The sequence below is a fragment of the Vreelandella songnenensis genome (genome assembly GCF_003002925.1).
Classification (GTDB): domain Bacteria; phylum Pseudomonadota; class Gammaproteobacteria; order Pseudomonadales; family Halomonadaceae; genus Vreelandella; species Vreelandella songnenensis.
In genome coordinates, this window is the sequence record NZ_PVTK01000005.1 from 111,325 (window position 1) to 132,640 (window position 21,316).

The following is a 21,316-nucleotide window of genomic DNA, read 5'->3' on the forward strand; positions in this document are numbered from 1 at the left end:
TGGCACCAGGGTCTAGCCCACGCGGTGCTGCATCAATATCTCAAGTGCTTGATCCGGTTCTTTTTGCACGGATTCCACCGCCGTAGCAGGCCGGTCTCGGGTGCCGATTTTTGGCCCACCGCCGACCAGCACGTACCACTCGGCCTCGGTCAGATAGCGCTGACACCAGCGGCCCAGGCCATCGGCCACCGCTTCTCGGCTACGCTCGCCGGCACGAAAACCGTGGGCCAGATAGAGCAGGTCCTGACGGGCAGTCCGTGCACGCGCATTGCCGCCGTGCACCTTGGAAAGCGGGCAGCGCCGGTCGTAGGCCGCGTTGGTCAAGGCGTAAAGCCAACGCTCCAATTCATGTGCCTGAATACCGCCGTAAACTGCCACGCCTGCGCTCCCTGCCCGTTAAGTGGGGCATTAGCCTGCCCGAATAACGGGCGGCTGTCATCTATCCTGCGGGCTTTCCCGCTCAAAACCCTGTAATACATTGACTACGTTGACACCTATTTCCTCTACCGCATAGCCCCCTTCCATCAAAAAGGTGGTGGGCAGGCCCGCCTGGGCCAGCCGCTCGCCCAGCGCGATGAAGTCCGCACTCTTGAAGGTGAACGCGCTGATGGGGTCGTCTTCGAAGATATCCACTCCCAGCGAGACGATCAGAAGCTCGCACTCCTGGGCTTGAATGGCCGCCAGGGCCTGCTCCAGCGCCTGCATCCAGGCAGCGACGCTGGTGCCCGGGGGCAGAGGAAAGTTGAGGTTGTACCCCTGCCCTTCCCCCGCGCCGGTTTCGTCGGCGTACCCCAGGTAATAGGGGAAAGTCACTTCCGGGTCGCCGTGCAGCGAGGCAAACAGCACATCATTACGGGTGTAGAAAATCTCCTGGGTGCCGTTGCCGTGGTGAAAGTCCACATCCAGCACCGCGACACGGCGCTTGCCGGCATCGAGGGCGTACTGCGCGGCGATGGCGGCGTTATTGAAAAAGCAGTAGCCGCCAAACTGGTCCGACGCGGCGTGATGGCCCGGCGGGCGGCAAAGGGCAAAGCTCGGCGCCTGGGTGTGGAGGGTATGGGCAACCGCACCGAGTGCGGCGTCCTTGCTGCCCATGGCGGCGCTGAACGTGCCTTCGCAAAGGGAGGTGTCCGCCCCCAGCGCATAGTAGCCAAGCTTACCGCTGACCGAGCGCGGAACGTGGTCGCTACGCATCGAGCGGGCCGGCCAGATATTGGGAATCGCCTCGCCTTCGTGGCCAGCCGCTTGCCACGAAGGCCAGCAGGTCTCCAGGAAACTGACGTAATCCGCATCGTGAACGGCATGCACCGGCCCCAGCCCGTAGGCCTCCGGGGTACGCACTTCAAACCCGGCCTGTCGAATATGCCGGAGCACCAGGTCGATGCGCTCGGGGCACTCGAAGGGGCTGACCAGCGCGCCGTCGTGAAGCTCGGTACGCGCCCGGCGCAAGCGGCTATCTTCGGAGAAAAACGTCAGCATACAGGCTCCCTGCAGGTTAATTCACGCTATGTTAATCCACGTCAAGCGGAGGCGGCCACCCCGTCGCCCAGCGACGTTTCTGAGTGGGGGTCTGCTGTTTTAGCCGATACTCCGCCCGGCTGGCCTCGGCGCGGTCGGCAAACGGCTGGGCGCCCAGCAGCGCCACCGGCGGGTTGGCTCGGGTGTAGCGTGCCCCTTTACCCGTACAGTGGGCGCGATAGCGCCTGACAATGTCATTGGTGATGCCCACGTAGGTGCCGCGCTGGCACTCCAACAGGTAGACATACCAGGGGCTTGGTGAAGATGACGACATCCCTGCTCCTTGACGGGATCAGTTTTGAGATAGATTGCCAACGAATGCCTCCAGCGCTTCCAGCGGCATCGGCCTGGCCAGCACGTAGCCCTGGAAGATATCGCACTGGTAGGCAAGCAGGCGCTGGTGCTGCTCTTCGGTTTCCACGCCTTCGGCCACCACCTCAAGCCCCAGGTGGTGGGCCATGGAGATAATGCCCTGAACGATGGCCGAGTCATCCTCGCTGTGAGTCAGCTCCTTGATGAAACTGCGATCGATCTTCACCGTGCTGATGGGCAGGTGCTTGAGGTAACTGAGACTCGAGTAGCCCGTACCGAAGTCATCGATGGAGACGCCAACGTTCATGCTGCGCAGCGCGTGAAGCGTATCGATGGCATCTTCGGCGTTGTCCATCAGAATGCCTTCGGTCAGCTCCAGACTCAACTGCCCGGCGGGCAGGCCGGTAGTCAGCAGGGTCTGGCGCAGCGTGGCCAGAAAGCTTGAGCGCTGGAACTGCAGGGGCGACAGGTTCACCGCCACCCGAATAACGCCCAACCCTTTCTGGGCCAGCAGTTGCATATCCAGGCAGGCGCGCCTGAGTACCCACTCGCTGATCGGGATGATCTGACCGGTGGTTTCGGCCAGAGGAATAAAGCGCGCCGGGGAAATGAAGCCTTTCTCCGGGTGCTCCCAGCGCAGCAGCGCTTCCACCCCGGAAAGCTGGCCTTCGCGGTTGATCAGTGGCTGGTAGTGCAGCGCAAACTCTTCGCGTTCGATGGCTTCCTGAAGGTCGTTGCGCAGTACCATGCGCTCGCTCACCGTATCGGTAAACGCATGGGTAAACCATTCGTAGGCGTTACGCCCCTGCTGCTTGGCCTTGTACATGGCCATGTCGGCCTGCTGGATCAGCATCTGCGGCTGCAGGGTATCTTCCTGGCTGATCGCGATGCCGATACTCGCCGTCAGGTAGAGCTCGTGAGGGTCGATACGATAAGGGCGGGCAAGCGTAGGCAGAAGCCGCTCCACCAGGTCGATCACTTCAGCATCGTGGTCGATGCCGGCCTGGAGAATCACGAACTCGTCGCCGCCCATGCGCGCCACGGTGTCCTCGGGCCCTACCACGTTGACCAGCCGGCGGGCCACTTCCACCAGCACCTGATCGCCCACCGCATGGCCCAGGTTGTCGTTGATCGGCTTGAAATCGTCCAGATCCACGAACAGCACGGCCATGCGCTTCTTGCGCTGGCCAAGCGTTACGAACTGCTTGAGCAGAGCATCTTCGAAGAACATGCGATTGGGCAGGCGGGTCAGGTCATCGTGGGAGGCGTGGTAGGCCAGCTGCGCCTCATACGCCTTATGCTCGGTGATATCGTGCTGCACGCCTACATAGTGAGTCACCCGGCCGTCATGATCGCGTACCGGGGCAATGTACAGATCATTCCAGAACGGCGTGCCGTCCTTGCGGTAGTTGCAGATCGTCACGTTGACCTCACGCTGGGCGTGAATAGCGTGGCGAATCCGCTGGACGACCTCCGGTTCGCTCTCAGGCCCCTGCAGGAACCGGCAGTTCTTGCCAAGGATCTCTTCCTGGCTATAGCCGGTCATCAGGGTACACGCCTTGTTGGCGTAGATAATCGGCAGGTCGGGCTGCTCGGCATCGGCAATCAGGATGCCGTTGACACTGGCCTCCACGCTGCGCTCCAGGGTGCGCAGGCGCGAGTCCTGCTCGCGGGCGGCGGTGACTTCCTGGGCGATGGCGTGCACGCCCTTGACCGTGTCATTGACCATCATCGGCAGGTGAATGATATCCAGCAGGTGCAGATGCCCGGCGCGGTCCTTGAGGGTCAGCTCGTAGCGGTCGATGCCGCCGCGCATGGCCGTCTCGATATACGCCTGAACACGCATCACGTCCTGCTCGGCGATAAAGAAGGTAAATGGCTTGCCGAGGATCTCGTCGACCGAGTAACCGGTAAGCGCGGCACAGGTGGCGTTGGCCGTCACAAAGCAGCTCTTTTCATCCAGGGTGAATACCGCATCGGGGTGATGGGTAAACAGCGACCGGTAACGCTGCTCGCTCTCTTCCAGCGAGCGCCGCACCTGAAAACGCTCGACGGCCAGCGCCATTAGCCCGGTGGCTTTCTCGATCTGCTCGGTATCGGCGCCGCTTGGCGTACTGGGGCGCGAATAATAGACCGCCACCGTGCCCACCAGCTGCCCCTCGCCACCAAACACCGGGCTTGACCAGCAGGAGGCCAACCCTGCCTGCCGAGCGACGCCGTGGTAACCGCGCCAGCGCTCATCTTCGGCGATATTGGCGCAGATTACCGCGGCCCCCTGGAAGGCGGCGCTGCCACAGGCACCGTTGTTGGCGCTGATCAAGATGCGCGAAATGGCGTTACGGTAAGCGGCAGGCAGGCGGTTGCCCGCCGCAAACTCAAGATGCGTGCCTTCATCATTCACCAGCATGACCGAACAGATGGCGTGGGGCAGCTCGCGCTCGAGCATGAGGCACAGGCTTTCGAGTATCTCGCCAAGCGGCTGCTCCTGAGCAATCATGCGCTGCACCATCTGCTGGTCTTCGAGCGAGCGACGCGTCTGAGCAAGCTCGCGGGCGCGCAGTACACTCACGCTCACCACGCCCAGGCTGAACGCCAGCAAACCGCTCAGCAAAAGGCTGCCAAGCGCGATGGCAAACGGCAGCAGGTTAAGCTGGTACCAGTTGTGATGGCTACCCGGGTAGGCATATAGCTCCATGTTGATGCCACCAGGCAGGCCGATATAGCGTGACGCCAGCGCAAGTTCAGGGGTTTCCATCAAGTCGGCGGAAAACCCTGCCGGGTGAAGCCTGACAAGCGATGTTTCGTCGCGGTTGATCCGGACCTGGAAGGGCCCTACCTCAAGGCGCAGCTCGTTTTCGAGCATGGTGGCAAGGTCAAAGCTGGCCAGCAGATAGTGGCCGTTGGCAGGCACGGGGATGATGAACAGCGCTTCACGAGGCTGACTGCCATCCGCCATCAATAACCGCGGACGGTCCAGAGGGATCTGCATCCAGGTGCGGGTGAACTCATCTTCCAGACGCTGGCGCAGCCAGGCTTCTCTTTCCGCCGAGCGGCTTACCCCCCAGCTCCAGGTCAACTGCTCCTCGTCGACCAGCGCGATGGCGCCGATGCTGGGTGTATCACGCAGATAGTTTTGCGCATCGTTTTCCAGCAATGCCTCATCCCAGCGTGGCCCCATGGCGTTCAGGCGCTCGGCCATACGCTGCATGAGGCGCAGGCGGGTCTGGATCGCCTGTTCGATTTTCAGCTGTACGTTATCCAGAAGATACGCTGCCTGCTGCTGGGTTGCCGCCTGCTGGTAGCTATTGAGCAGTAGCCAGATAAAACAGCTGATAATGACGCCCCAAAGCGAGGCCGCCACCGTAACCCGCCCTGGATTCAAGCGTTGCGGCGTGCGGCGAGCGCCGATGATCAGCATGGCGGTTCCGGAAAGCCAGGCAAATACCAGCGCCACCATCGGTGACGAGGAAAACAGCGGCGAACTGGCGCCTGGCCCCTTCCACAGCTGAGCAATGACCAGCAGCGACAGCCCCCACAAGCAGATGCCTGCGCTCACCCACAGCCAACGCCGCCAGGACGTGGAAAGCCCTACCAGCAGGCATGCCCCAATCAGCGCAAGAAATGCCCCGGCAAGGCTGGTAACGCGCCGGCCTCCGGTCAGCCACGAGCCCTCCGCCCCACCTGCCAGGGCGTTATGCACGACGGTATAAACCACTACCAGCAGCAGCGCGCAGGCGCAAATGAGCCGCGCCCTGTTCCACTTCTGCAAGGCTGCCAGCAACCCGACACCGACCAGCAGCACCACCAGCGCACCATCCGGCACCAGTGTGGCAAAGAAAGGACTGGCTGGTACGCTGACACCAATGATCAGACCTACCGCTCCCATGCACACAAGCGTTGCCAGTATCATCAGCAATAGAGTTTCGAGCGCTAGATTACGCGTATTAATCGGCATGGTCGGCGTCTCTTGAAACCTGGGAGGTTTACACCAGATCAGCGTTTGAAGTGTACTTGTTCGGCCAGCGGCACCAGCACATGAAACTGCTCATCCATATAATTGCTATACGCCGCCAGCGGCCGGTAATCGATCAGCGAGCCGTAATCGTAGGCCAGGCGGTAGCGTAGCTGCGTATCGTTAATCGCTTGCGCCAGTGCACTGGCCAGTATGGCCAGGCGTTCCGGCGGCGTATCTTTCGGGGCAAGAATACCGCGATCGGTCGTATTCACCAGGTCGATTCCCTGCTCACGCAGGGTCTCGACATGCGGCAACCCTGGCAGGCGCTCGCTGCTTGCCACTCCCAGGGCCGTCAGGGCATGCGACGTATACAGCTGGCCTGACGACGGCATGTCCAGCATGGCAAAGTCGATTTCGCGGGCGAGCAAGGCCTCCACCTGAGAGGTCATGTCGGGAAAGTACACCATCAGTACATCGGCAGGTGAAATACCGCTTTGCTCGAAAAACTGTAGCCAGAAGAAATGATCGTTGGAGTTGTGGGTAATGCCAAAGGCGAGCGGTCTTGCCCGTTGACTTACCAGCGCTGCGATATCGCTGGCTTTTTGAGCACTGTGCCCGGCATAGGTAGTAGGTATGCTGACCGTGCGGATCAGCATTGAAACGGGAGCAAAGTGGGCATGATAAAAGGACGCCTGCCCGGCCAGATAGGCAAGATCAAGCGCCTGGTGGCTCACCAGCAGCGTATAGCCATCCGAGGCGGCCTCCTTGACGTAGTGCGCGCCGCGGACGGCACCACTGCCCGGCATGTACTCCACTGACACGGGCTGCCCCAGATAAGGTTGCGCTGCTCGGAAAATATCACGCAACAGCACATCAGTCGGCCCCCCAGCCACATAGGGAATCACGACGGTAATTTCTTTTTGTGGAAAGCTATCGCTGGCAACGGCCCAACCGGCAATTAACAGTAATCCGCTTACTACCCCTATTCTCAAGTAACGCCACGCGCCCCTGCCACTATACGTCATGCCCCCTGACCCTCATTTTTATTAGTAACGCATAGCTACTCGTTGCAACATAGCTTTAATTTGCGCCCGCTACCACAAAAGCATGGGTCGTTGCGGCGCGGTTTGAGGCGCACCACGGCAGGCGTTCCATCCACGTACCACCAGCGGCCGCTTTCATGCACAAAGCGCGAGTTCTCCTCCAGCATGTGCCAGCGCTCGCGCTCCTTGAAATAGGCACGAAAATGCACAAAACCGCCCTCTGCTTGAGAAGATGCCTTGGTGGCATCAGGGCCACTTTTGATAATTGATAAACCTTTCCACTGGGTTTCAGGATCGGGTGATAGCGCGGCCGGACGCGTACTGATGTGCCAGGTCGCCAGAAGGTAGTCGTGCAGTGTCAGGGCAAAGGCTGTGTAGCGCGAGCGCATCAAGGCCTCAGGCGTTGGCGCAGGCTCGCCCTGATGGTAGCGCCCGCAGCATTGAGGCGTGGATAGACCCGTCCCGCACGGGCAACTTGATGTGTCTTGCAACGTCATAATCTAGGCTCGATAAATCCGGTTAGGATAAGACTAACCGATCACCTGGGAGGCGTCTTGCTGCAGACCTGCTTTTAGTTCGATATTCATACGTTGTTAGGCGTATAGTGGTTGGCGCAGTATTTAAAAGGTAGTACTTGGTAAGATAGTACTTGGCAAGGTGGCGCCTGGGACAGCACTCGGCACATCGACGCCTAGCGCACTCAAGAACATAAGCGCACTCAAGAACCTATCAGAACGGCAGATAACGGAGCACGAAACACGACCCCATTATTCTTTCCAAATGCAGCGGAGGTTCTCATGAAGGTCTACAAACCGGAATGGCAGTGCACGTTTAGCGTAAACGAAGGCGCAGAAGAATCAGCTAACTGGAAAGAGCGAGTCGCCTGGCGGCTTCGCGCAATGGCCGACCGTCTGGACGGTGTCGGTCGGACGCTCAAGATCAACTGTAATGTGACCCCTCAGGTAAGCCGCGAGGAAGTCGATACCTGCCTTGGTAAAGGCTTTGAAGTGACCCAGCAGCTATTGACTCAACTGGCCCATCAACAGGCCTGCGAAGACGTCATGCGCGATGCCAAGGCCAACCTGTACGAAGAGCGCTCCTCGCTCTAGCCCCTTGCGCGTACAAGTCGATTTGAAGACACCCGCCCCGGCGGGTGTCCTTGTTTGCGGCGCACCGCATCGTTTCAATTGCCCTACTCCTCGAACGGCACGTCCAGCGCGCGGCCCATCCGGGTCATGAAGTCCAGGCACGCCTCAATCTCGCTTTTATCGATGTACTCATCCGGCTGGTGCGCCTGGGCGATGCTGCCCGGGCCCAGAATGATGGTCTGCAGTCCCTGGCCCTGAAACTGCCCCGCTTCGGTGGCGTAGGCCACCGCGTGGTTGCAGCACTGCCCGGGCAGGTGATCCTTGGCCAGGCGGAGCACCTTGTCATTATCCCGGTCGGCAAGCCCCGGCACCGTGACGTTCAACGCCTCGGTCGCGATATCCACCGTCTTGCCACGCGCCTCGAGTTCGCCGGTGAGCCGATCGCAATAGGCGCCGAAACGGGCGTAGATGGCATCGAAGGTGTCGGTAGGCAGGTGGCGAATCTCCCACTCGAACTGGCACTCCCGGGCCATGATGTTGATCGCCGTGCCGCCCTTGATACGGCCCACGTGCAGGCTGGTATGGGGCACGTTGAAGGCCTCGTCCACACGGCCCTCGTCGACCAGTTCCGCCATGGTGTCCTCGATGAACGTGACCAGGCGGGCGGCCACGTGAATCGCGGAGGTGCCCTGGTTGACCTGGCTGCTGTGCGCCTCACGGCCTGTGACCGTGGTGCGCAGGTTGGTTGCGCCCTTTTGCGCCACCACCGGCTGCATGCTGGTGGGTTCGCCGACGATCACGTGCGCGGTGGTCGAGTAGTGATCATGAAAGCGCTGAATCAGCGCCGGCGCGCCCACGCAGCCGATCTCTTCATCGTAGGAAAATCCGAAGTAGAGGGGCTGTTCGAGCGGCGCCTTTACCCACTCGGGCACCATGGCCAGCGCACAGGCGATAAAGCCTTTCATGTCGCAGGTGCCACGACCATAGAGTCTGCCGTCGTCGCCTTCGACCAGGGTGAAGGGGTCCGTCGACCAGGGCTGACCCTCGACCGGCACCACGTCGGTATGCCCGGAGAGCATCACTCCGCCCGGGGCGTCGGGGCCGATACGCGCGATCAGGTTCGCCTTGGTGCCGCAGGGGCTCATGACCCGCTCCGAGGCGACGCCGTGCTCATCGAGATACCCCTCGACAAACTCGATCAGCGCAAGGTTCGAGCCTTTTGATGTGGTGTCAAAGGCGACCAGTTTGCTCAATAACGAAATGGCGTCATTCATAAGGCTCTCGCTGGTTATACGTTTCATCTCACCCTATCACCGGCTTCCCCGTGCGCCTACTGCCAAAGTTGCACACGCGCGAGGCGTCACCTGCTTAGCGGTCATCAAAATGTCATCTACACTGACTACTGTTCAGTGCATCCAAAACCTCAACAAACGCACTGTGCCGCCTGGCGATGCCGGGCTCAAAAGGAGTCGATATGTCCCGCTTCACGTTACGCGCGTTATCTGCCGGTATCGCGGCGGCAAGCTTGAGCCTGTCCGCCCACGCCGCCACCGAGATCACCTGGTGGCACTCCATGGGTGGCGAGCTTGGCGAGCGCTTGAGCGCCCTGGCCGAGGACTTCAACGCCTCCCAGGACGAGTACCGTGTCACGCCCTCCTATCGGGGCGAATACGAACAGACCATGGTCAACACCATTGCCGCCTTCCGCGCCGGCGAGCAGCCGCACATCGTGCAGATCTACGAAGTGGGCACCGGCACCATGATGGCGGCGCGCGGTGCAATCTACCCCGTCTACGAGCTGATGGAAGAGCACGGCAACACCTTTGACCCGGATGACTACCTGCCCGTGGTGACCGGCTACTACACCGATACCGACGGCAACATGCTCTCCATGCCGTTCAACTCGTCGACGCCGATCCTGTACTACAACAAGGAGGCGTTCGAGGCCGCCGGTCTTGATCCTGAATCGCCGCCCACCACCTGGGCCGAGATGGGCGAGATGGGTCAACAGATCGTCGATGAAGGCGCGGCGTCGTGTGGCTTTACCATGGCCTATGCCGCCAACTGGATTGGCCTTGAGAACTTCTCGGCGCTGCACAATCAGCCCATCGGCACCCAGGAAAACGGCTTTGGCGGGCTGGACACCGAATTCGAATTCAACGGCGAGGTGCAGGCGCGCTTCTGGGATCAGTTGAAAGAGTGGAACGACAGCGGTGTCTACAGCTATGGCGGCCCGGCCAATGGCCCGGACGCAGCACCTTCGTTCTACTCCGGCGACTGCGCGATGTACATGAACTCCTCAGCCTCGCGCGCCGACGTGCTGGCGAACTCCGACTTCGAGGTCGGTTTCGGCATGCTGCCTTACTACGATGACATCGAGGGCGCCCCGCAGAACTCGATCATCGGCGGCGCGACCCTGTGGGTACTCTCGGGCCATGAAGACGACGAGTACACCGGCGTTGCCGAGTTCCTCGAGTACCTGTCGCTGCCTGAAGTGCAGGCCGAGTGGCACCAGGGTACCGGCTACCTGCCGATCACCACCGCGGCTTATGAGCTGAGCCAGGAGCAGGGTTACTACGACGAGAACCCGGGTGCAGATATCGCCATCGAGCAGATCAACCTGAACGAGCCGACGGCAAACTCCAAGGGCCTGCGTTTTGGCAACTACCCGCAGGTGCGCATGGTGCTGGACGAGGAGTTCCAGGCGGTGCTGGCGGGCACCAAGAGCGGCCAGCAGGCGCTGGATGACGCGGCGCGCCGCGGTAACCAGATCCTGCGCGACTTCGAATCGGCCAATAACTGATCCCTTCTCGCTGCGTGTAATGAAGTCCCGGCCTCGTGCCGGGGCTTGTCCAAGCCATCCCATACGCCCGGGTCAACAGGGCCTATGGGATGGCTTGCTTTCCAGCGGCCAACCGCGGCCATCACGTTGCATCAAGCGCCCGCAAGACAGGAAGTAACATGCAGACCAAACGCTCCACCTACCAGAACCGGTGGCTCCCCTTCTTTCTGCTCGCCCCGCAGCTGGCCATCACGCTGGTGTTCTTCATCTGGCCGGCGAGTCAGGCGGTCAAGTCGAGCTTTGAGCGCACCGACGCCTTCGGCTTCAAGACCACCTTCGTGGGCCTTGAAAACTACGCGCGCATTCTGGCCGACCCCAGCTACCTGAACGCGCTGGGGCGCACCGCCATTTTTGCCATCTCGGTGACGGTGCTCTCCATGGGCATGGCGCTGTTACTGGCGGTGTGCGTCAACCGCGTCCTCAAAAGCGCCAAGTTCTATACCACGCTGCTGGTCTGGCCATACGCGGTCGCGCCGGTAGTGGCCGGGGTACTGTGGTGGTTTCTGTTCAACCCGACCATCGGCCTCCTGCCGCATTTGCTCGACTGGTTCGGCATCAGCTGGAACCACCGCGTCTCGGGCTCACAGGCGATGATCCTGATCACCATCGCCGCCGCCTGGAAGCAGATCTCCTACAACTTTCTGTTCTTCCTGGCCGGGCTTCAGTCGGTGCCGCATTCACTGATCGAGGCGGCCGCGATTGACGGCGCCACGCCGTTCAAACGTTTCTGGACCATCGTGCTGCCGCTGTTGTCGCCCACCACCTTCTTTCTGCTGATCATCAACATCAACTACGTGATGTTCGACACCTTCGGAGTGATCGATGCCACTACCGGTGGCGGGCCGGGCCAGGCCACCATGACGCTGGTCTACAAGGTCTACACCGACGGCGTGGCGGGGCTGAACATCGGCTCGTCGTCGGCGCAGTCGGTCATGCTGATGGGGATCGTGATCATTCTAACGTTCATCCAGTTCCGCTACGTGGAACGCCGGGTCAACTACTAGTGCGTTAAGGACATGAACATGGTTGAAAGAAGACCCTTTCTCAATATTCTCACCCACCTGGTACTGATTGCCGGTGTGCTGATCGTGGCGTTCCCGGTGTACGTGGCGTTCATCGCCTCGACCCACGAACCCAGCGCCTTCGTGCGCGGCGTGCTGCCGCTCACGCCCGGCGACAACCTGCTCGAATCCTACGGACAGATGCTCAATGCCGGCTGGCAGGTGGGCGGCACGCCGCCGGTCTGGCTGATGCTGGGCAACTCGCTGATCATGGCGCTGACGATTGCCATCGGCAAGATCAGTATCTCGATTCTCTCGGCCTTCGCGATCGTCTATTTTCGCTTTCCGTTTCGCATGCTGGCGTTCTGGATCATCTTCATCACCCTGATGCTGCCGGTGGAAGTGCGCATCATCCCCACCTACGCCGTGGTGGCGAATCTGGGCATGCTGAACTCCTACGCCGGGCTCACTCTTCCGCTGATCGCCTCGGCCACCGCGACGTTTCTGTTTCGTCAGTTCTTCATGACCGTACCCGAAGAGCTGATGGAAGCCAGCCGGGTGGACGGCGCCGGACCAATGAAGTTCTTCAAGGACATACTGCTTCCGGTATCGATCACCAATATCGCCGCACTGTTCGTGATCATGTTCATCTACGGCTGGGTGCAGTACCTGTGGCCGCTGCTGGTCACCACCGATGAAGATTTCTACACCATCGTGCTGGGCATCAAGCGCCTGATGGCCTCGTCCGACCGGGTGCCGGCCTGGAACTTGATCATGGCGACGGTGACCCTTGCCATGCTGCCGCCGGTGCTGGTGGTGCTGTTCATGCAGAAACTGTTTGTGAAAGGCCTGACCGAGACGGAGAAATAAGATGGCCAGTATTACCTTGGAAGGGCTTAGAAAGACCTACGCGGGCAACGTGCAGGCGGTGAAAGGTGTGGATCTCGCGGTTGAAGACGGCGAGTTCGTGGTGCTGGTAGGCCCGTCAGGCTGCGGTAAATCCACACTCTTGCGCATGGTGGCTGGGCTCGAGACGATTTCCGAAGGCACGCTGAAGATCGGTGATCGGGTGGTCAACACGCTCGAACCCGCCGAGCGCGATATCGCCATGGTGTTCCAGAACTACGCGCTCTACCCGCACATGACGGTGTACCAGAACCTCGCCTACGGGCTGAAAAACCGCGGCTTCAAGAAGCCGGTGATCGAAGAGCGCGTACAGAAAGCGGCCAAGATGCTCGAAATCGAGGATTTTCTTTCGCGCAAGCCGCGCAATCTTTCCGGCGGCCAGCGCCAGCGCGTGGCCATGGGCCGGGCATTGGTGCGCGAGCCCGCCGCTTTCCTGTTCGATGAGCCGCTCTCCAACCTGGATGCCAAGCTGCGCGTGCAGATGCGCGTGGAGATCCGAAAACTCCAGCGGCGGCTCAAGACCACAAGCCTCTACGTCACCCACGATCAGCTGGAAGCCATGACCCTGGGCGACCGGCTGGTGGTGTTGAACGGCGGCTTGATCGAGCAGGTGGGCACGCCCATGGAGATTTACGCCCGCCCGGCGTCGATGTTCGTGGCAGGCTTTATCGGCTCCCCGGCGATGAACATGGTGCCCATCGAGTACCTCTCGAGCCGCGGTGCACGAGAGCTGCTGGTGGATTTGCCACCCGAGACCGATATCGTCGGCATTCGCCCGGATGACATGCGCCTGTCACCTCCCGAGACCCCGCACCTGGTGGTCGAATCAACGCTCGAGCTTTTCGAGGCTGCCGGGGCCGAGAGCCATCTCTACGTACGCCTTGCCGAGAGCGAGCAGCCCACGGTGATTCGGGTCAGCGGTCAGCCGCCGGTCAATGAAGGCGAAACGCTGCGCTTTTATGTTACCCGCGAAGCGCTTCATCCTTTCAACAGCGACACCGGTCAACGCACGGGTTAGCGCCTTGCCCGCCTACGGGCGGGCGATATCCTTGAGGCGCCCTTCCACCTGATACGCCACCTCGCCTGACGAGACCAGGTAGTCGCGCAGCATCTCCCAGTCGGTATTGCCGACGATATGGCTGCGGTCGTCATCATGGGCGGCCTCGAGCGCTGCGTGGCTATCGCCGCCGGCGGCGGTGAAGTTGTTGGTGGCGATGGTATAGGTGCGCGCCGGGTCAATGGCCTGCAGCTCGCCATTTTCAGTCACTTTCAGGCTCACCACGCGCTCGCCAGGGGGCTGGCGGCTGTCATACTCAACCTCGGTGCCGCGAGAAATCTGCAAGAAGGCGCCGCTCTCTTCCGGAGCATTGGCGAGCGCGATCTCGAAGGTTTCCAGAAGCTCCGCGCCGGTCACGTCCATCAGCGTCAACCGATTGCCGAAAGGCTGTACGGCGATCAGCTCGCCCACGGTGACCTCTCCCGCCGCCACCGGCTCACGAATGCCGCCGCCGTTTTGCAGCGCCAGTACCGTCTCCGGGTTCACTCGGCGGGCGGCGGCCAGCTGGCCATCGGCAATCAGGTTGCCAAGGGCGGTTTCATCGGCGCGTACGCTCGTTTCATCCCCCTTGCCGTGGCGCGGGTTGGGAAGCGCCTGTACCAGGTGGACACCCACTTGGGTATCGCGTACTTCTTCGATGCGCGCGGTGTAAGGCGCGAGCATCGCGGCCGCCTGGGCGTCGGGTTCGAAGTCCTCGGTGGCGAGCAGCTCACCCGTGGCGTCCGTCACCACGCCGTCGTCATCGAAGGTGACCTGCATCACGCCGAGATACTTGCCGTACTCGTTCGCCTGGCCGATCACGGTGGGCGCCTTGGCCTCGCCCAGGTCGTTTTCGGCCATGATCACCGGCGATGCCAGGCGCGTATGGCTGTGCCCGCCGATGATGACGTCGATACCTTCCACGTGCTGGGCAAGCAGTACGTCGTTACCCACCGCCGGGTCGCTGTCGTAACCCAGATGCGTCAGTGCGACGATCTTGTTCACCCCTTGGGCTTCGAACGCTGCCACCATCGCTTCAGCCGCTTCGCGGTAGTCGCCGATGGTGACGTTGCCGGGGCTTGAGACGGTGTCGCTTGATTGCGTGCTCAGCCCGAAGATACCGATGCGCTCGCCGTCCTGCTCGACGACGATGCCATCGTACAGATGGCCCGGCTGGGGTTTAAGTTCAGGCTCGCCGTTGATCGAATCACCCAGCAGCTCACCAAATTCGGGGGCGGCAGAGAAGTCCAGGTTCGCGCCCAGAATGGGAAAGTCCGCCGCCTCGAACAGGGCCACCAGCGCCTGGTGGCCCTGCTCGGGTTCGTTCAGGTCGAACTCGTGATTGCCGGGTACGAAGGCGTCATAGCCCATCAGGTTCATGAATTCGACGGCGTCCTGCCCCCGGTACTCGTTGAAATAGAGCGTGCCCGAAAAGATATCCCCGGCATCCAGCAGCAGGCCGTCGCCGAAGCGTTCGCGCGCATCCGCCAGCGCGCTGATCAGCTGTGGGTAGCTGTCGGTGCGCCCGTGCAGGTCGTTGGTGTGGAAGAGGGTCAGCGTATAGGGAGCGGCCGTGGCCGAGGAGCCGAACAGCCCAAGCGCGACGCCTAGCGCAAGGGCATGGGGGGTAACGCGCATCAGCAGAATTCCTTTTATAAGGTTTGATTAACCACGTTAGCCTGCTCTTGCCCCCGAGCAAACCACTGCGCCTGTTTTTTTGACATACAGCGCTGAGTTTCTAGGCTTAGAGGCATACGCAATCTAAGACTTTAGATTAACGCCACGTTCGATCAACAGGGAAGCTATCGAAATGAAATATCGTCCTCTAGGCAATTCAGGGCTGCTGGTATCTGAAATCGTGCTGGGTACCGTGCCGTTTGGCGGCAGCGGCGGTTTCGAGAAGGCGGCCAGCGTCGATGTAGAAGGCGCACGGCGCCAGATCGACATGGCCATCGATGCCGGCGTCAACCTGATCGATACCGCCGATCTCTACTCCATGGGCGAGTCCGAGGAGATTGTCGGCAAGGCGCTGGGCGACAAGCGTAACGACATCATTCTGGCCTCCAAGGCGCGCAGCCCCTTGGGCGACAACCCCAACCACAGCGGATTTTCGCGCTACCACCTGATCAACGCCTGTGAAGCAAGCTTGAAGCGCCTGGGCACCGACCATATCGACCTGTACCAGATGCACAACTGGGACGGCGTCACGCCGGTCGAGGAGATGCTCTACGCGCTGGACCACCTGGTGCAAAGCGGCAAGATCCGCTACTACGGCACGTCCAACTTTACCGGTTGGCAGATGATGAAGACCATCGGCAAGGCCGAGCTGCATAACCTGGCCGGGCCCATCAGTCAGCAGATCTACTACACCCCGGAGTCCCGCGAGGCCGAGTACGAGCTGATGCCGCTGGCGATCGATCAGAACATCGGTACGCTGGTCTGGGGGCCGCTGGGAGAAGGCGTGTTCAACGGCAAAGTGCGCCGCGGTCAGAAGGCCCCGGAAGGTACCCGCCAAGGCAACGGCTGGCCCGAGCCCTATATCCACGACATGGAGCGCGCTTACGACATCATCGAGCTTCTGGCCGAGATTGCCGAGACGCACAACACGTCCATTCCACGCACGTGCCTTGCCTGGCTGAAGGACCGCCCGGGCGTGACGTCGCTGATCGTGGGGGCGCGCAGCGAAGAGCACCTGAAGGACGACCTGGCAGCCGCCGAGCTTGCGCTGAGTGGTGAAGAGATCGAGCGTATCGAAGCCGCCACGCGCCCGGCACCGCAGTATCCCTACTGGCACCGCGTGGTGGCCGGCATGGACCGTATCGACAAGGCAGAAAAACCGTTTATCGATAACTACCGCAAGACCATCGATAACCGCCGCGACGAACGCTAATCGCGCAACGCCAAAAAGTCGGTATGGCGCATGCCATACCGACCAAAGATCGGAACAAGTCTTTAACTGCTGTCTTCAACTACCAAGGAACCTGGGCGCTGCCTAGAAGTGGTAACGCGCGCCGAACGCGTAGTACAGATCGTCTTCGTAGTTATTGATCGCGTCCAGATCCGCGTCATTCAGCTCGATAAAGGTATCCAGGCTGCTGGAAACCTTATACAGCGCACCGGCAGCCCAGGCGTTGCGGCTGGCGTCACGGTTGTCCGGGTCGATATTGTAGTAATCGGCATACAGCTTCCACGAATCGATGATGTAGGTGGCACCTACGCCGATCTTGTCGAAACCTCCACCGTAGACGTCGCTATCGCCACGGGTTTCGTAACCTACGCGGGCCGCGAATGCGTCGTTGACTTCAAACGCGCCGGTCGCGCCATAACGCGTCTTGCCGTTGCCGCCGCCACGCAGGGTATCTTCAACATAACCAATGGCCAGACGGGCCGGGCCGGTGGAGTAGACAAGGCCGCCTTGAGTGGCGATGACGCTGCCTTCATCGGTTTGATCTGCTTCTGTCAGGCCGCGCTCGGAGAAGTGCTTGGCCGAAATGACGGCCTGGAAACCGTTCAGTTCCGGCGTCTTGTAGCCCAGTGAGTCACCACGGGCCTGTACGCCGCCACCGGCAAACTCATAGCCGCGCTCAACGTAGACGTCGAACGGCGTCATGATGTAGTTGTCGTAGAAACTGTTGTAGTTACCCGCCATGAACGTACCGAACTGCTCACTTTCCAGACCCAGGTAGCTGTTGCGCACTTCATCAAAGCCCGGGCGGCTGCGCTCATCGCCTTGGAAGCGCCACTCTACGCGGGCAAAGGCACGCAGGTCAGGGGTGATCTGGTGGCCGGCCGTGAAGCGCAGGCGTGAACCGAAGTTGCGGAACTCTTCGCCGTTATCGACACCGTTTTTAGCGCCACCGCCATCAAACCCCATGGCAATACGGCCATAGATATCCAGCGTGGTGCCATCCTGGTCGTATACCATGGCCGCCTGAGCGGCGCTGGCACCCAACAAGCCGCAAATACCCAGCGCCAGTGTCGTCTTCTTGAACATGTCTGATCCCTTCGAAATAAAAATAATTAATTTTTTTAGGCGTTCATGTTTAGTCCGGCAGAGACCACGTCATGGCCTGCCTCGACGCTGCGAATATTAGAGGGGATATATTTCAGTTCGCTTAACGTTTTATTAATTAATAACTTGAAAGAATTATTTAAACTTTCACAGAAAAGCCGCATGCACTTAATAAGAAAATGCTAATAGGAAAACAGGGGGGAAACTAAGTATTCCTTGTCCTTTTGTCATCACTTGGTCACTCGCCTGACTTGGCAGTGTCACCGTCTCTGGCCACACTGAATCAAAATGTGAGCAAGGGACGGATCGCTTATGCGGCTTTGCATTGTTAGCGAAACATGGGCACCGGAGATTAACGGGGTGGCGCATACGTTGAGCCGATTGCATCAGGAGCTCTTTCGCCAAGGTGTCTGCGTGGACGTGATTCGTCCCCGACCACGCGTCACGGCGCCGGCGGCCAACGTGGAGCAGGAGCTGCAGGTCAATTGCTGCGCCATGCCGGGCTATAAGGATGTTCAGGTCGGTTTGACGCGCCCCTCTACCCTTAAGCGCTTCTGGCGCGAGCACCGCCCAAGCGTGGTGTACCTGGCCACCCAAGGCCCGCTCGGCTGGGCGGCGCGCCAGGCCGCTCGTCAGTTGAACATTCCCCTGGTGGCTGGCTGGCATACCAATTTTGACCACTACTGCCACGACTATGGCGTGCCTTGGCTGGCCTCGGCCACGCGGCGCTATCTGCGCTACTTTCATAACGGCTGCGAGATGACGCTGGTGCCCACCCGCCTTCAGGCCCAGGCCCTGCGGGAGCAGGGTATCCACGATGTCCATGTCATGGCACGGGGGATCGAGGGCGAACGCTTCTCACCGGCCCACCGCGATATGGCCTTGCGCCAGCAGTGGGGGGTGAGCCTCCATCAGCCGGTAGCCCTTTACGTGGGCCGCCTGGCACTCGAGAAAAACCTGACGCTGCTGCAGGAAACCCTGCAGGCCATGCGCGAGGTGCGCCCGGATATGGCCCAGGTGATCGTGGGCGACGGCCCGGCCCGCGCGCAGCTTGCGAAGGCGCTTCCCGAGGCGCACTTCACCGGTTTCGTGGAAAGGGAAGACCTTGCCCGCTACTACGCCAGCGCCGACCTGTTTATCTTCCCTTCGCTTTCTGAAACCTGGGGCAACGTGGTCGCCGAGGCCATGGCGAGCGGCCTGGCAGTGGTGGCTTACCGCCATGCGGCCAGCGCCGAGCTGATCGAAAGCGGTCAGAACGGCATTACCGTGGCACCGGAAGACAGTGAGGCCTTTCAGCAGGCAGCCGTTGAGCTATGCCAGCACCCGGCCGACTACGCAAGGCTTGGCCGTGTTGCGCGTCTGCGGGCGCTTGAGCAGAGCTGGACAGGTATTGCCGACCAGTTCCTGCAGTACCTTCACCAGGCCCAGGAGGCTTACCATGCGCCCACGCCCGCTTGTCGTGTTCGATCGTCTTGATCTCTGGGAGTGGCAGCTTTGCCAGCGCGTTACCCGGCTGAACCTGTTCCGCCCCTGGCGGATCGCGCTTCAGACCGCCAGCCGTATGGGCGACTGGCCGGTGTGGGTGCTGCTGATCGCCGCCCAGCCCTGGCTGCAGCCCAACGGTAGCTGGCACATGCTGCAGTATGCCGGCATCGCGCTACTGGCCATGGTGGTGTACCGGTTGATCAAGACGCGCCTGTGCCGCGAGCGGCCATTCATCACTTATCTCGGCGGCGTGCACTGCGGCGAACCGGCCCGCGACCGCTATAGCTTCCCAAGCGGGCACACCATGCATGCCGTGCTGTTCAGCGTACTGGTGGCCGCCCATACGCCATGGCTGCTGCCTATCGTGCTGCCCTTGGCGCTGCTGATTGCCATCTCCCGCGTGGGCCTTGGCCTGCACTACATCAGCGATGTCATCGCCGGCGGCGCCATTGGCTATGGCTTTGCTTTTCTTAGCCTTTATTGGATGGGGTGAAGTAAACTTTTCGCCATTTCAAGCATTAGACGCTAGATTTAGACCAACCAAGTCATTTAACGGTCTTGCCAGGCTTATGGCCCCGGCATTCATTAGGGAGCGATGTAATGACCATGACGGTTGGCGAACTCTTTATAGCGCTGGTAATCATCGCGCTGGCCCTGGTGGTCAGTAACGCGCTGCGCCTGAAACTTGCCTGGCTGCGCAAGCTGTTCATGCCAAGCTCGGTGATTGCCGGGCTGATTCTTTTACTGCTGGGGCCGGATGTCATCGGCCGTCTGATACCTACCCTGTTTGAAGATAGCCCTGGCCTGTTTCCTGCCTACGTGCAGGAGAGCTGGTCGGCGCTTCCCGGGCTCTTGATCAACGTGGTATTTGCCGCGCTGTTTATCGGTAAAGCCATTCCCGGCCTCAAGACGATCTGGATGCGCGCGGGCCCACAGGTGGTGGTAGGCCAGACCATGGCCTGGGGGCAGTATGTGGTGGGGCTTACTCTGGCATTACTGGTACTGGCACCGCTGTTCAACATGAACCCGATGGTAGGCGCACTGATCGAGATCGGCTTTGAAGGCGGCCACGGTACGGCGGCAGGCATGGCCGACACCTTTGCCGACCTGGGCTTTGAAGAAGGCGCCGATCTGGCGCTGGGGCTCGCCACGGTCGGGATCGTCTCGGGCGTACTGATCGGCACACTGATGATCAACATTGCCGCGCGCCGGGGGCTGATTACCCCCAGCAAGGAGAGCGATGACCCTGACGACCTGATGCGCGAAGATGAGCGCCCCTCTACCGAAGAATTCAGCGAGTTCAAGAAAGACCTCACCCATGAAGCCGGCACCACCGACCCGCTGAGCCTGCACATTGGCCTGGTGGGCATCGCCATCTTGATAGGCTGGCTGCTGCTTTCCGGCTTGCAGTGGGTCGAGCAGGTCACCTGGGCGCGCAACGATGGCCTGGAGATACTCGCTCATGTGCCGCTCTTCCCCATTGCCATGATAGGCGGTGTCATCGTTCAACTGGTGATCACCCGCTTTGGCCTTGAGCATCATGTGTCTACCCGCACCATGGCCCGCATTGCCGGCACCGCGCTGGATTTCACTATCGTGGCGGCTCTCGCCACGCTTTCGCTGACCACCCTGGGCGACTACTTCCTGCCCTTCTTGCTGCTTTCAGTGGCGGGTATTGCCTGGGGGCTTTTCGTGCTTATCGTGATCGCCCCGCGGGTCATTCCGGAGAACTGGTTCGAGCGGGGCATCGGCGATTTTGGTCAGTCCATGGGCGTAACGGTTACCGGCCTTTTACTGATGCGCATGGCGGACCCGAAAAACGAATCCGGCGCGTTCGAGAGCTTTGGCTACAAACAGCTCATGTTCGAGCCGGTGGTAGGCGGCGGGTTATTTACCGCCGCCGCGCTTCCGCTGATCGCCGAGTTCGGTGCGCTGGCCGTACTGATCTTCACCGGGGTCTTGACCCTTGGCTGGCTGGCCTTTGGACTGCTTTACTTTGGCCGCATGGTCCCTGAGCGCGGCAAAGGCCGCTGGAAGCAGCAGTAGCCTGCTGACAAGCATAAAGCCCCATGCGTGCAAAGGCAGGCATGGGGCTTTAAGGGGACTACTGAAAAGGTA

At 60.8% G+C, this 21,316-nt stretch carries 18 protein-coding genes; 9 read left to right on the forward strand and 9 right to left on the reverse strand.

From position 1 onward, the window contains the following. Positions 1–12: 12 nt before the first annotated feature. The 6 genes from B0H98_RS09905 to B0H98_RS09930 are packed head-to-tail and all read right to left on the reverse strand — an operon-like array spanning position 13 to position 7,325. Entirely contained in the window at positions 13–378 is a 366-nt protein-coding gene (locus B0H98_RS09905; protein ID WP_106374907.1) for a hypothetical protein, read from the reverse strand. A gap of 57 nt (positions 379–435) precedes the next feature. Then, positions 436–1,479, reverse strand: a complete 1,044-nt coding sequence (locus B0H98_RS09910; protein ID WP_106374908.1) for a histone deacetylase family protein — start codon at positions 1,477–1,479, stop codon at positions 436–438. Positions 1,480–1,510: 31 nt separating this feature from the next. Next, positions 1,511–1,792, reverse strand: coding sequence for a GIY-YIG nuclease family protein (locus B0H98_RS09915; RefSeq protein ID WP_106374909.1), 282 nt, complete (start codon positions 1,790–1,792; stop codon positions 1,511–1,513). 18 nt (positions 1,793–1,810) lie between these two features. Then, positions 1,811–5,785 (reverse strand): bifunctional diguanylate cyclase/phosphodiesterase, encoded by a 3,975-nt coding sequence (locus tag B0H98_RS17055; protein ID WP_167392667.1) that lies wholly within the window; start codon positions 5,783–5,785, stop codon positions 1,811–1,813. 38 nt (positions 5,786–5,823) lie between these two features. Then, positions 5,824–6,810: a Bug family tripartite tricarboxylate transporter substrate binding protein gene (locus tag B0H98_RS09925; protein ID WP_106374910.1), complete on the reverse strand. Its 987-nt coding sequence runs from the start codon at positions 6,808–6,810 to the stop codon at positions 5,824–5,826. Between the two features lie 35 nt (positions 6,811–6,845). Beyond that, on the reverse strand, positions 6,846–7,325 hold the full coding sequence (locus tag B0H98_RS09930) for a YchJ family protein (RefSeq protein WP_167392668.1): 480 nt from the start codon (positions 7,323–7,325) through the stop codon (positions 6,846–6,848). A gap of 300 nt (positions 7,326–7,625) precedes the next feature. Here B0H98_RS09930 and B0H98_RS09935 point away from each other — a divergent pair, with 300 nt between their 5' ends. Beyond that, complete coding sequence (locus B0H98_RS09935) at positions 7,626–7,937, forward strand: hypothetical protein (protein ID WP_106374912.1); 312 nt, start codon at positions 7,626–7,628, stop codon at positions 7,935–7,937. A gap of 83 nt (positions 7,938–8,020) precedes the next feature. Here the strand turns inward: B0H98_RS09935 and argE are convergent, their stop codons facing one another. After that, a complete protein-coding gene (gene argE, locus B0H98_RS09940) occupies positions 8,021–9,190 on the reverse strand; it encodes an acetylornithine deacetylase (RefSeq protein ID WP_106374913.1) in 1,170 nt (389 codons plus the stop codon). 200 nt (positions 9,191–9,390) lie between these two features. On the opposite strand from argE, the gene ugpB reads away from it, so the two are divergent. From ugpB to B0H98_RS09960, 4 genes are all read left to right on the forward strand, one after another. Further along, positions 9,391–10,719 carry a sn-glycerol-3-phosphate ABC transporter substrate-binding protein UgpB gene (ugpB, locus tag B0H98_RS09945; RefSeq protein ID WP_106374914.1) on the forward strand — a complete coding sequence of 443 codons (1,329 nt, stop codon included), beginning with the start codon at positions 9,391–9,393 and terminating at the stop codon, positions 10,717–10,719. Between the two features lie 158 nt (positions 10,720–10,877). Beyond that, a complete protein-coding gene (gene ugpA, locus B0H98_RS09950) occupies positions 10,878–11,762 on the forward strand; it encodes a sn-glycerol-3-phosphate ABC transporter permease UgpA (protein ID WP_106374915.1) in 885 nt (294 codons plus the stop codon). Positions 11,763–11,780: 18 nt separating this feature from the next. After that, complete coding sequence (gene ugpE / locus B0H98_RS09955) at positions 11,781–12,629, forward strand: sn-glycerol-3-phosphate ABC transporter permease UgpE (RefSeq protein ID WP_106374916.1); 849 nt, start codon at positions 11,781–11,783, stop codon at positions 12,627–12,629. Position 12,630: 1 nt separating this feature from the next. Next, entirely contained in the window at positions 12,631–13,683 is a 1,053-nt protein-coding gene (locus B0H98_RS09960; RefSeq protein WP_106374917.1) for a sn-glycerol-3-phosphate import ATP-binding protein UgpC, read from the forward strand. A 12-nt stretch (positions 13,684–13,695) separates the two neighbouring features. On the opposite strand, the gene B0H98_RS09965 is transcribed toward B0H98_RS09960, so the two are convergent. After that, the gene (locus B0H98_RS09965) at positions 13,696–15,339 is read right to left on the reverse strand and encodes a bifunctional metallophosphatase/5'-nucleotidase (RefSeq protein WP_106374918.1); all 1,644 of its coding nucleotides are present in this window, start codon (positions 15,337–15,339) and stop codon (positions 13,696–13,698) included. A 172-nt stretch (positions 15,340–15,511) separates the two neighbouring features. Here B0H98_RS09965 and B0H98_RS09970 point away from each other — a divergent pair, with 172 nt between their 5' ends. Then, positions 15,512–16,591 carry an aldo/keto reductase gene (locus B0H98_RS09970; protein WP_106374919.1) on the forward strand — a complete coding sequence of 360 codons (1,080 nt, stop codon included), beginning with the start codon at positions 15,512–15,514 and terminating at the stop codon, positions 16,589–16,591. Positions 16,592–16,693: 102 nt separating this feature from the next. Here B0H98_RS09970 and B0H98_RS09975 read toward each other — a convergent pair whose 3' ends face one another. Beyond that, entirely contained in the window at positions 16,694–17,695 is a 1,002-nt protein-coding gene (locus B0H98_RS09975) for a porin (RefSeq protein WP_106374920.1), read from the reverse strand. 330 nt (positions 17,696–18,025) lie between these two features. Between B0H98_RS09975 and B0H98_RS09980 the strand changes: the two genes are divergently transcribed. The 3 genes from B0H98_RS09980 (at position 18,026) to B0H98_RS09990 (ending at position 21,244) form a co-directional block, all read left to right on the forward strand. Next, on the forward strand, positions 18,026–19,189 hold the full coding sequence (locus tag B0H98_RS09980; protein ID WP_106374921.1) for a glycosyltransferase family 4 protein: 1,164 nt from the start codon (positions 18,026–18,028) through the stop codon (positions 19,187–19,189). Continuing rightward, positions 19,152–19,691 carry a phosphatase PAP2 family protein gene (locus B0H98_RS09985; RefSeq protein ID WP_106374922.1) on the forward strand — a complete coding sequence of 180 codons (540 nt, stop codon included), beginning with the start codon at positions 19,152–19,154 and terminating at the stop codon, positions 19,689–19,691. The genes B0H98_RS09980 and B0H98_RS09985 overlap by 38 nt, the downstream gene beginning before the upstream one ends. A 107-nt stretch (positions 19,692–19,798) precedes the next feature. Beyond that, positions 19,799–21,244, forward strand: coding sequence for a sodium/glutamate symporter (locus B0H98_RS09990; protein ID WP_106374923.1), 1,446 nt, complete (start codon positions 19,799–19,801; stop codon positions 21,242–21,244). The last annotated feature ends 72 nt before the right edge of the window (positions 21,245–21,316 follow it).

Excerpts from the sequence above, each read along its gene's own strand:
- B0H98_RS09910 (WP_106374908.1), bottom strand. The coding sequence starts at position 1,479 with ATGCTGACGTTTTTCTCCGAAGATAGCCGCTTGCGCCGGGCGCGTACC.
- B0H98_RS09915 (WP_106374909.1), bottom strand. The coding sequence starts at position 1,792 with ATGTCGTCATCTTCACCAAGCCCCTGGTATGTCTACCTGTTGGAGTGC.
- B0H98_RS17055 (WP_167392667.1), bottom strand. The coding sequence starts at position 5,785 with ATGCCGATTAATACGCGTAATCTAGCGCTCGAAACTCTATTGCTGATG.
- B0H98_RS09925 (WP_106374910.1), bottom strand. The coding sequence starts at position 6,810 with ATGACGTATAGTGGCAGGGGCGCGTGGCGTTACTTGAGAATAGGGGTA.
- B0H98_RS09930 (WP_167392668.1), bottom strand. The coding sequence starts at position 7,325 with ATGACGTTGCAAGACACATCAAGTTGCCCGTGCGGGACGGGTCTATCC.
- B0H98_RS09935 (WP_106374912.1), top strand. The coding sequence starts at position 7,626 with ATGAAGGTCTACAAACCGGAATGGCAGTGCACGTTTAGCGTAAACGAA.
- argE (WP_106374913.1), bottom strand. The coding sequence starts at position 9,190 with ATGAATGACGCCATTTCGTTATTGAGCAAACTGGTCGCCTTTGACACC.
- ugpB (WP_106374914.1), top strand. The coding sequence starts at position 9,391 with ATGTCCCGCTTCACGTTACGCGCGTTATCTGCCGGTATCGCGGCGGCA.
- ugpA (WP_106374915.1), top strand. The coding sequence starts at position 10,878 with ATGCAGACCAAACGCTCCACCTACCAGAACCGGTGGCTCCCCTTCTTT.
- ugpE (WP_106374916.1), top strand. The coding sequence starts at position 11,781 with ATGGTTGAAAGAAGACCCTTTCTCAATATTCTCACCCACCTGGTACTG.
- B0H98_RS09960 (WP_106374917.1), top strand. The coding sequence starts at position 12,631 with ATGGCCAGTATTACCTTGGAAGGGCTTAGAAAGACCTACGCGGGCAAC.
- B0H98_RS09965 (WP_106374918.1), bottom strand. The coding sequence starts at position 15,339 with ATGCGCGTTACCCCCCATGCCCTTGCGCTAGGCGTCGCGCTTGGGCTG.
- B0H98_RS09970 (WP_106374919.1), top strand. The coding sequence starts at position 15,512 with ATGAAATATCGTCCTCTAGGCAATTCAGGGCTGCTGGTATCTGAAATC.
- B0H98_RS09975 (WP_106374920.1), bottom strand. The coding sequence starts at position 17,695 with ATGTTCAAGAAGACGACACTGGCGCTGGGTATTTGCGGCTTGTTGGGT.
- B0H98_RS09980 (WP_106374921.1), top strand. The coding sequence starts at position 18,026 with ATGCGGCTTTGCATTGTTAGCGAAACATGGGCACCGGAGATTAACGGG.
- B0H98_RS09985 (WP_106374922.1), top strand. The coding sequence starts at position 19,152 with ATGCGCCCACGCCCGCTTGTCGTGTTCGATCGTCTTGATCTCTGGGAG.
- B0H98_RS09990 (WP_106374923.1), top strand. The coding sequence starts at position 19,799 with ATGACCATGACGGTTGGCGAACTCTTTATAGCGCTGGTAATCATCGCG.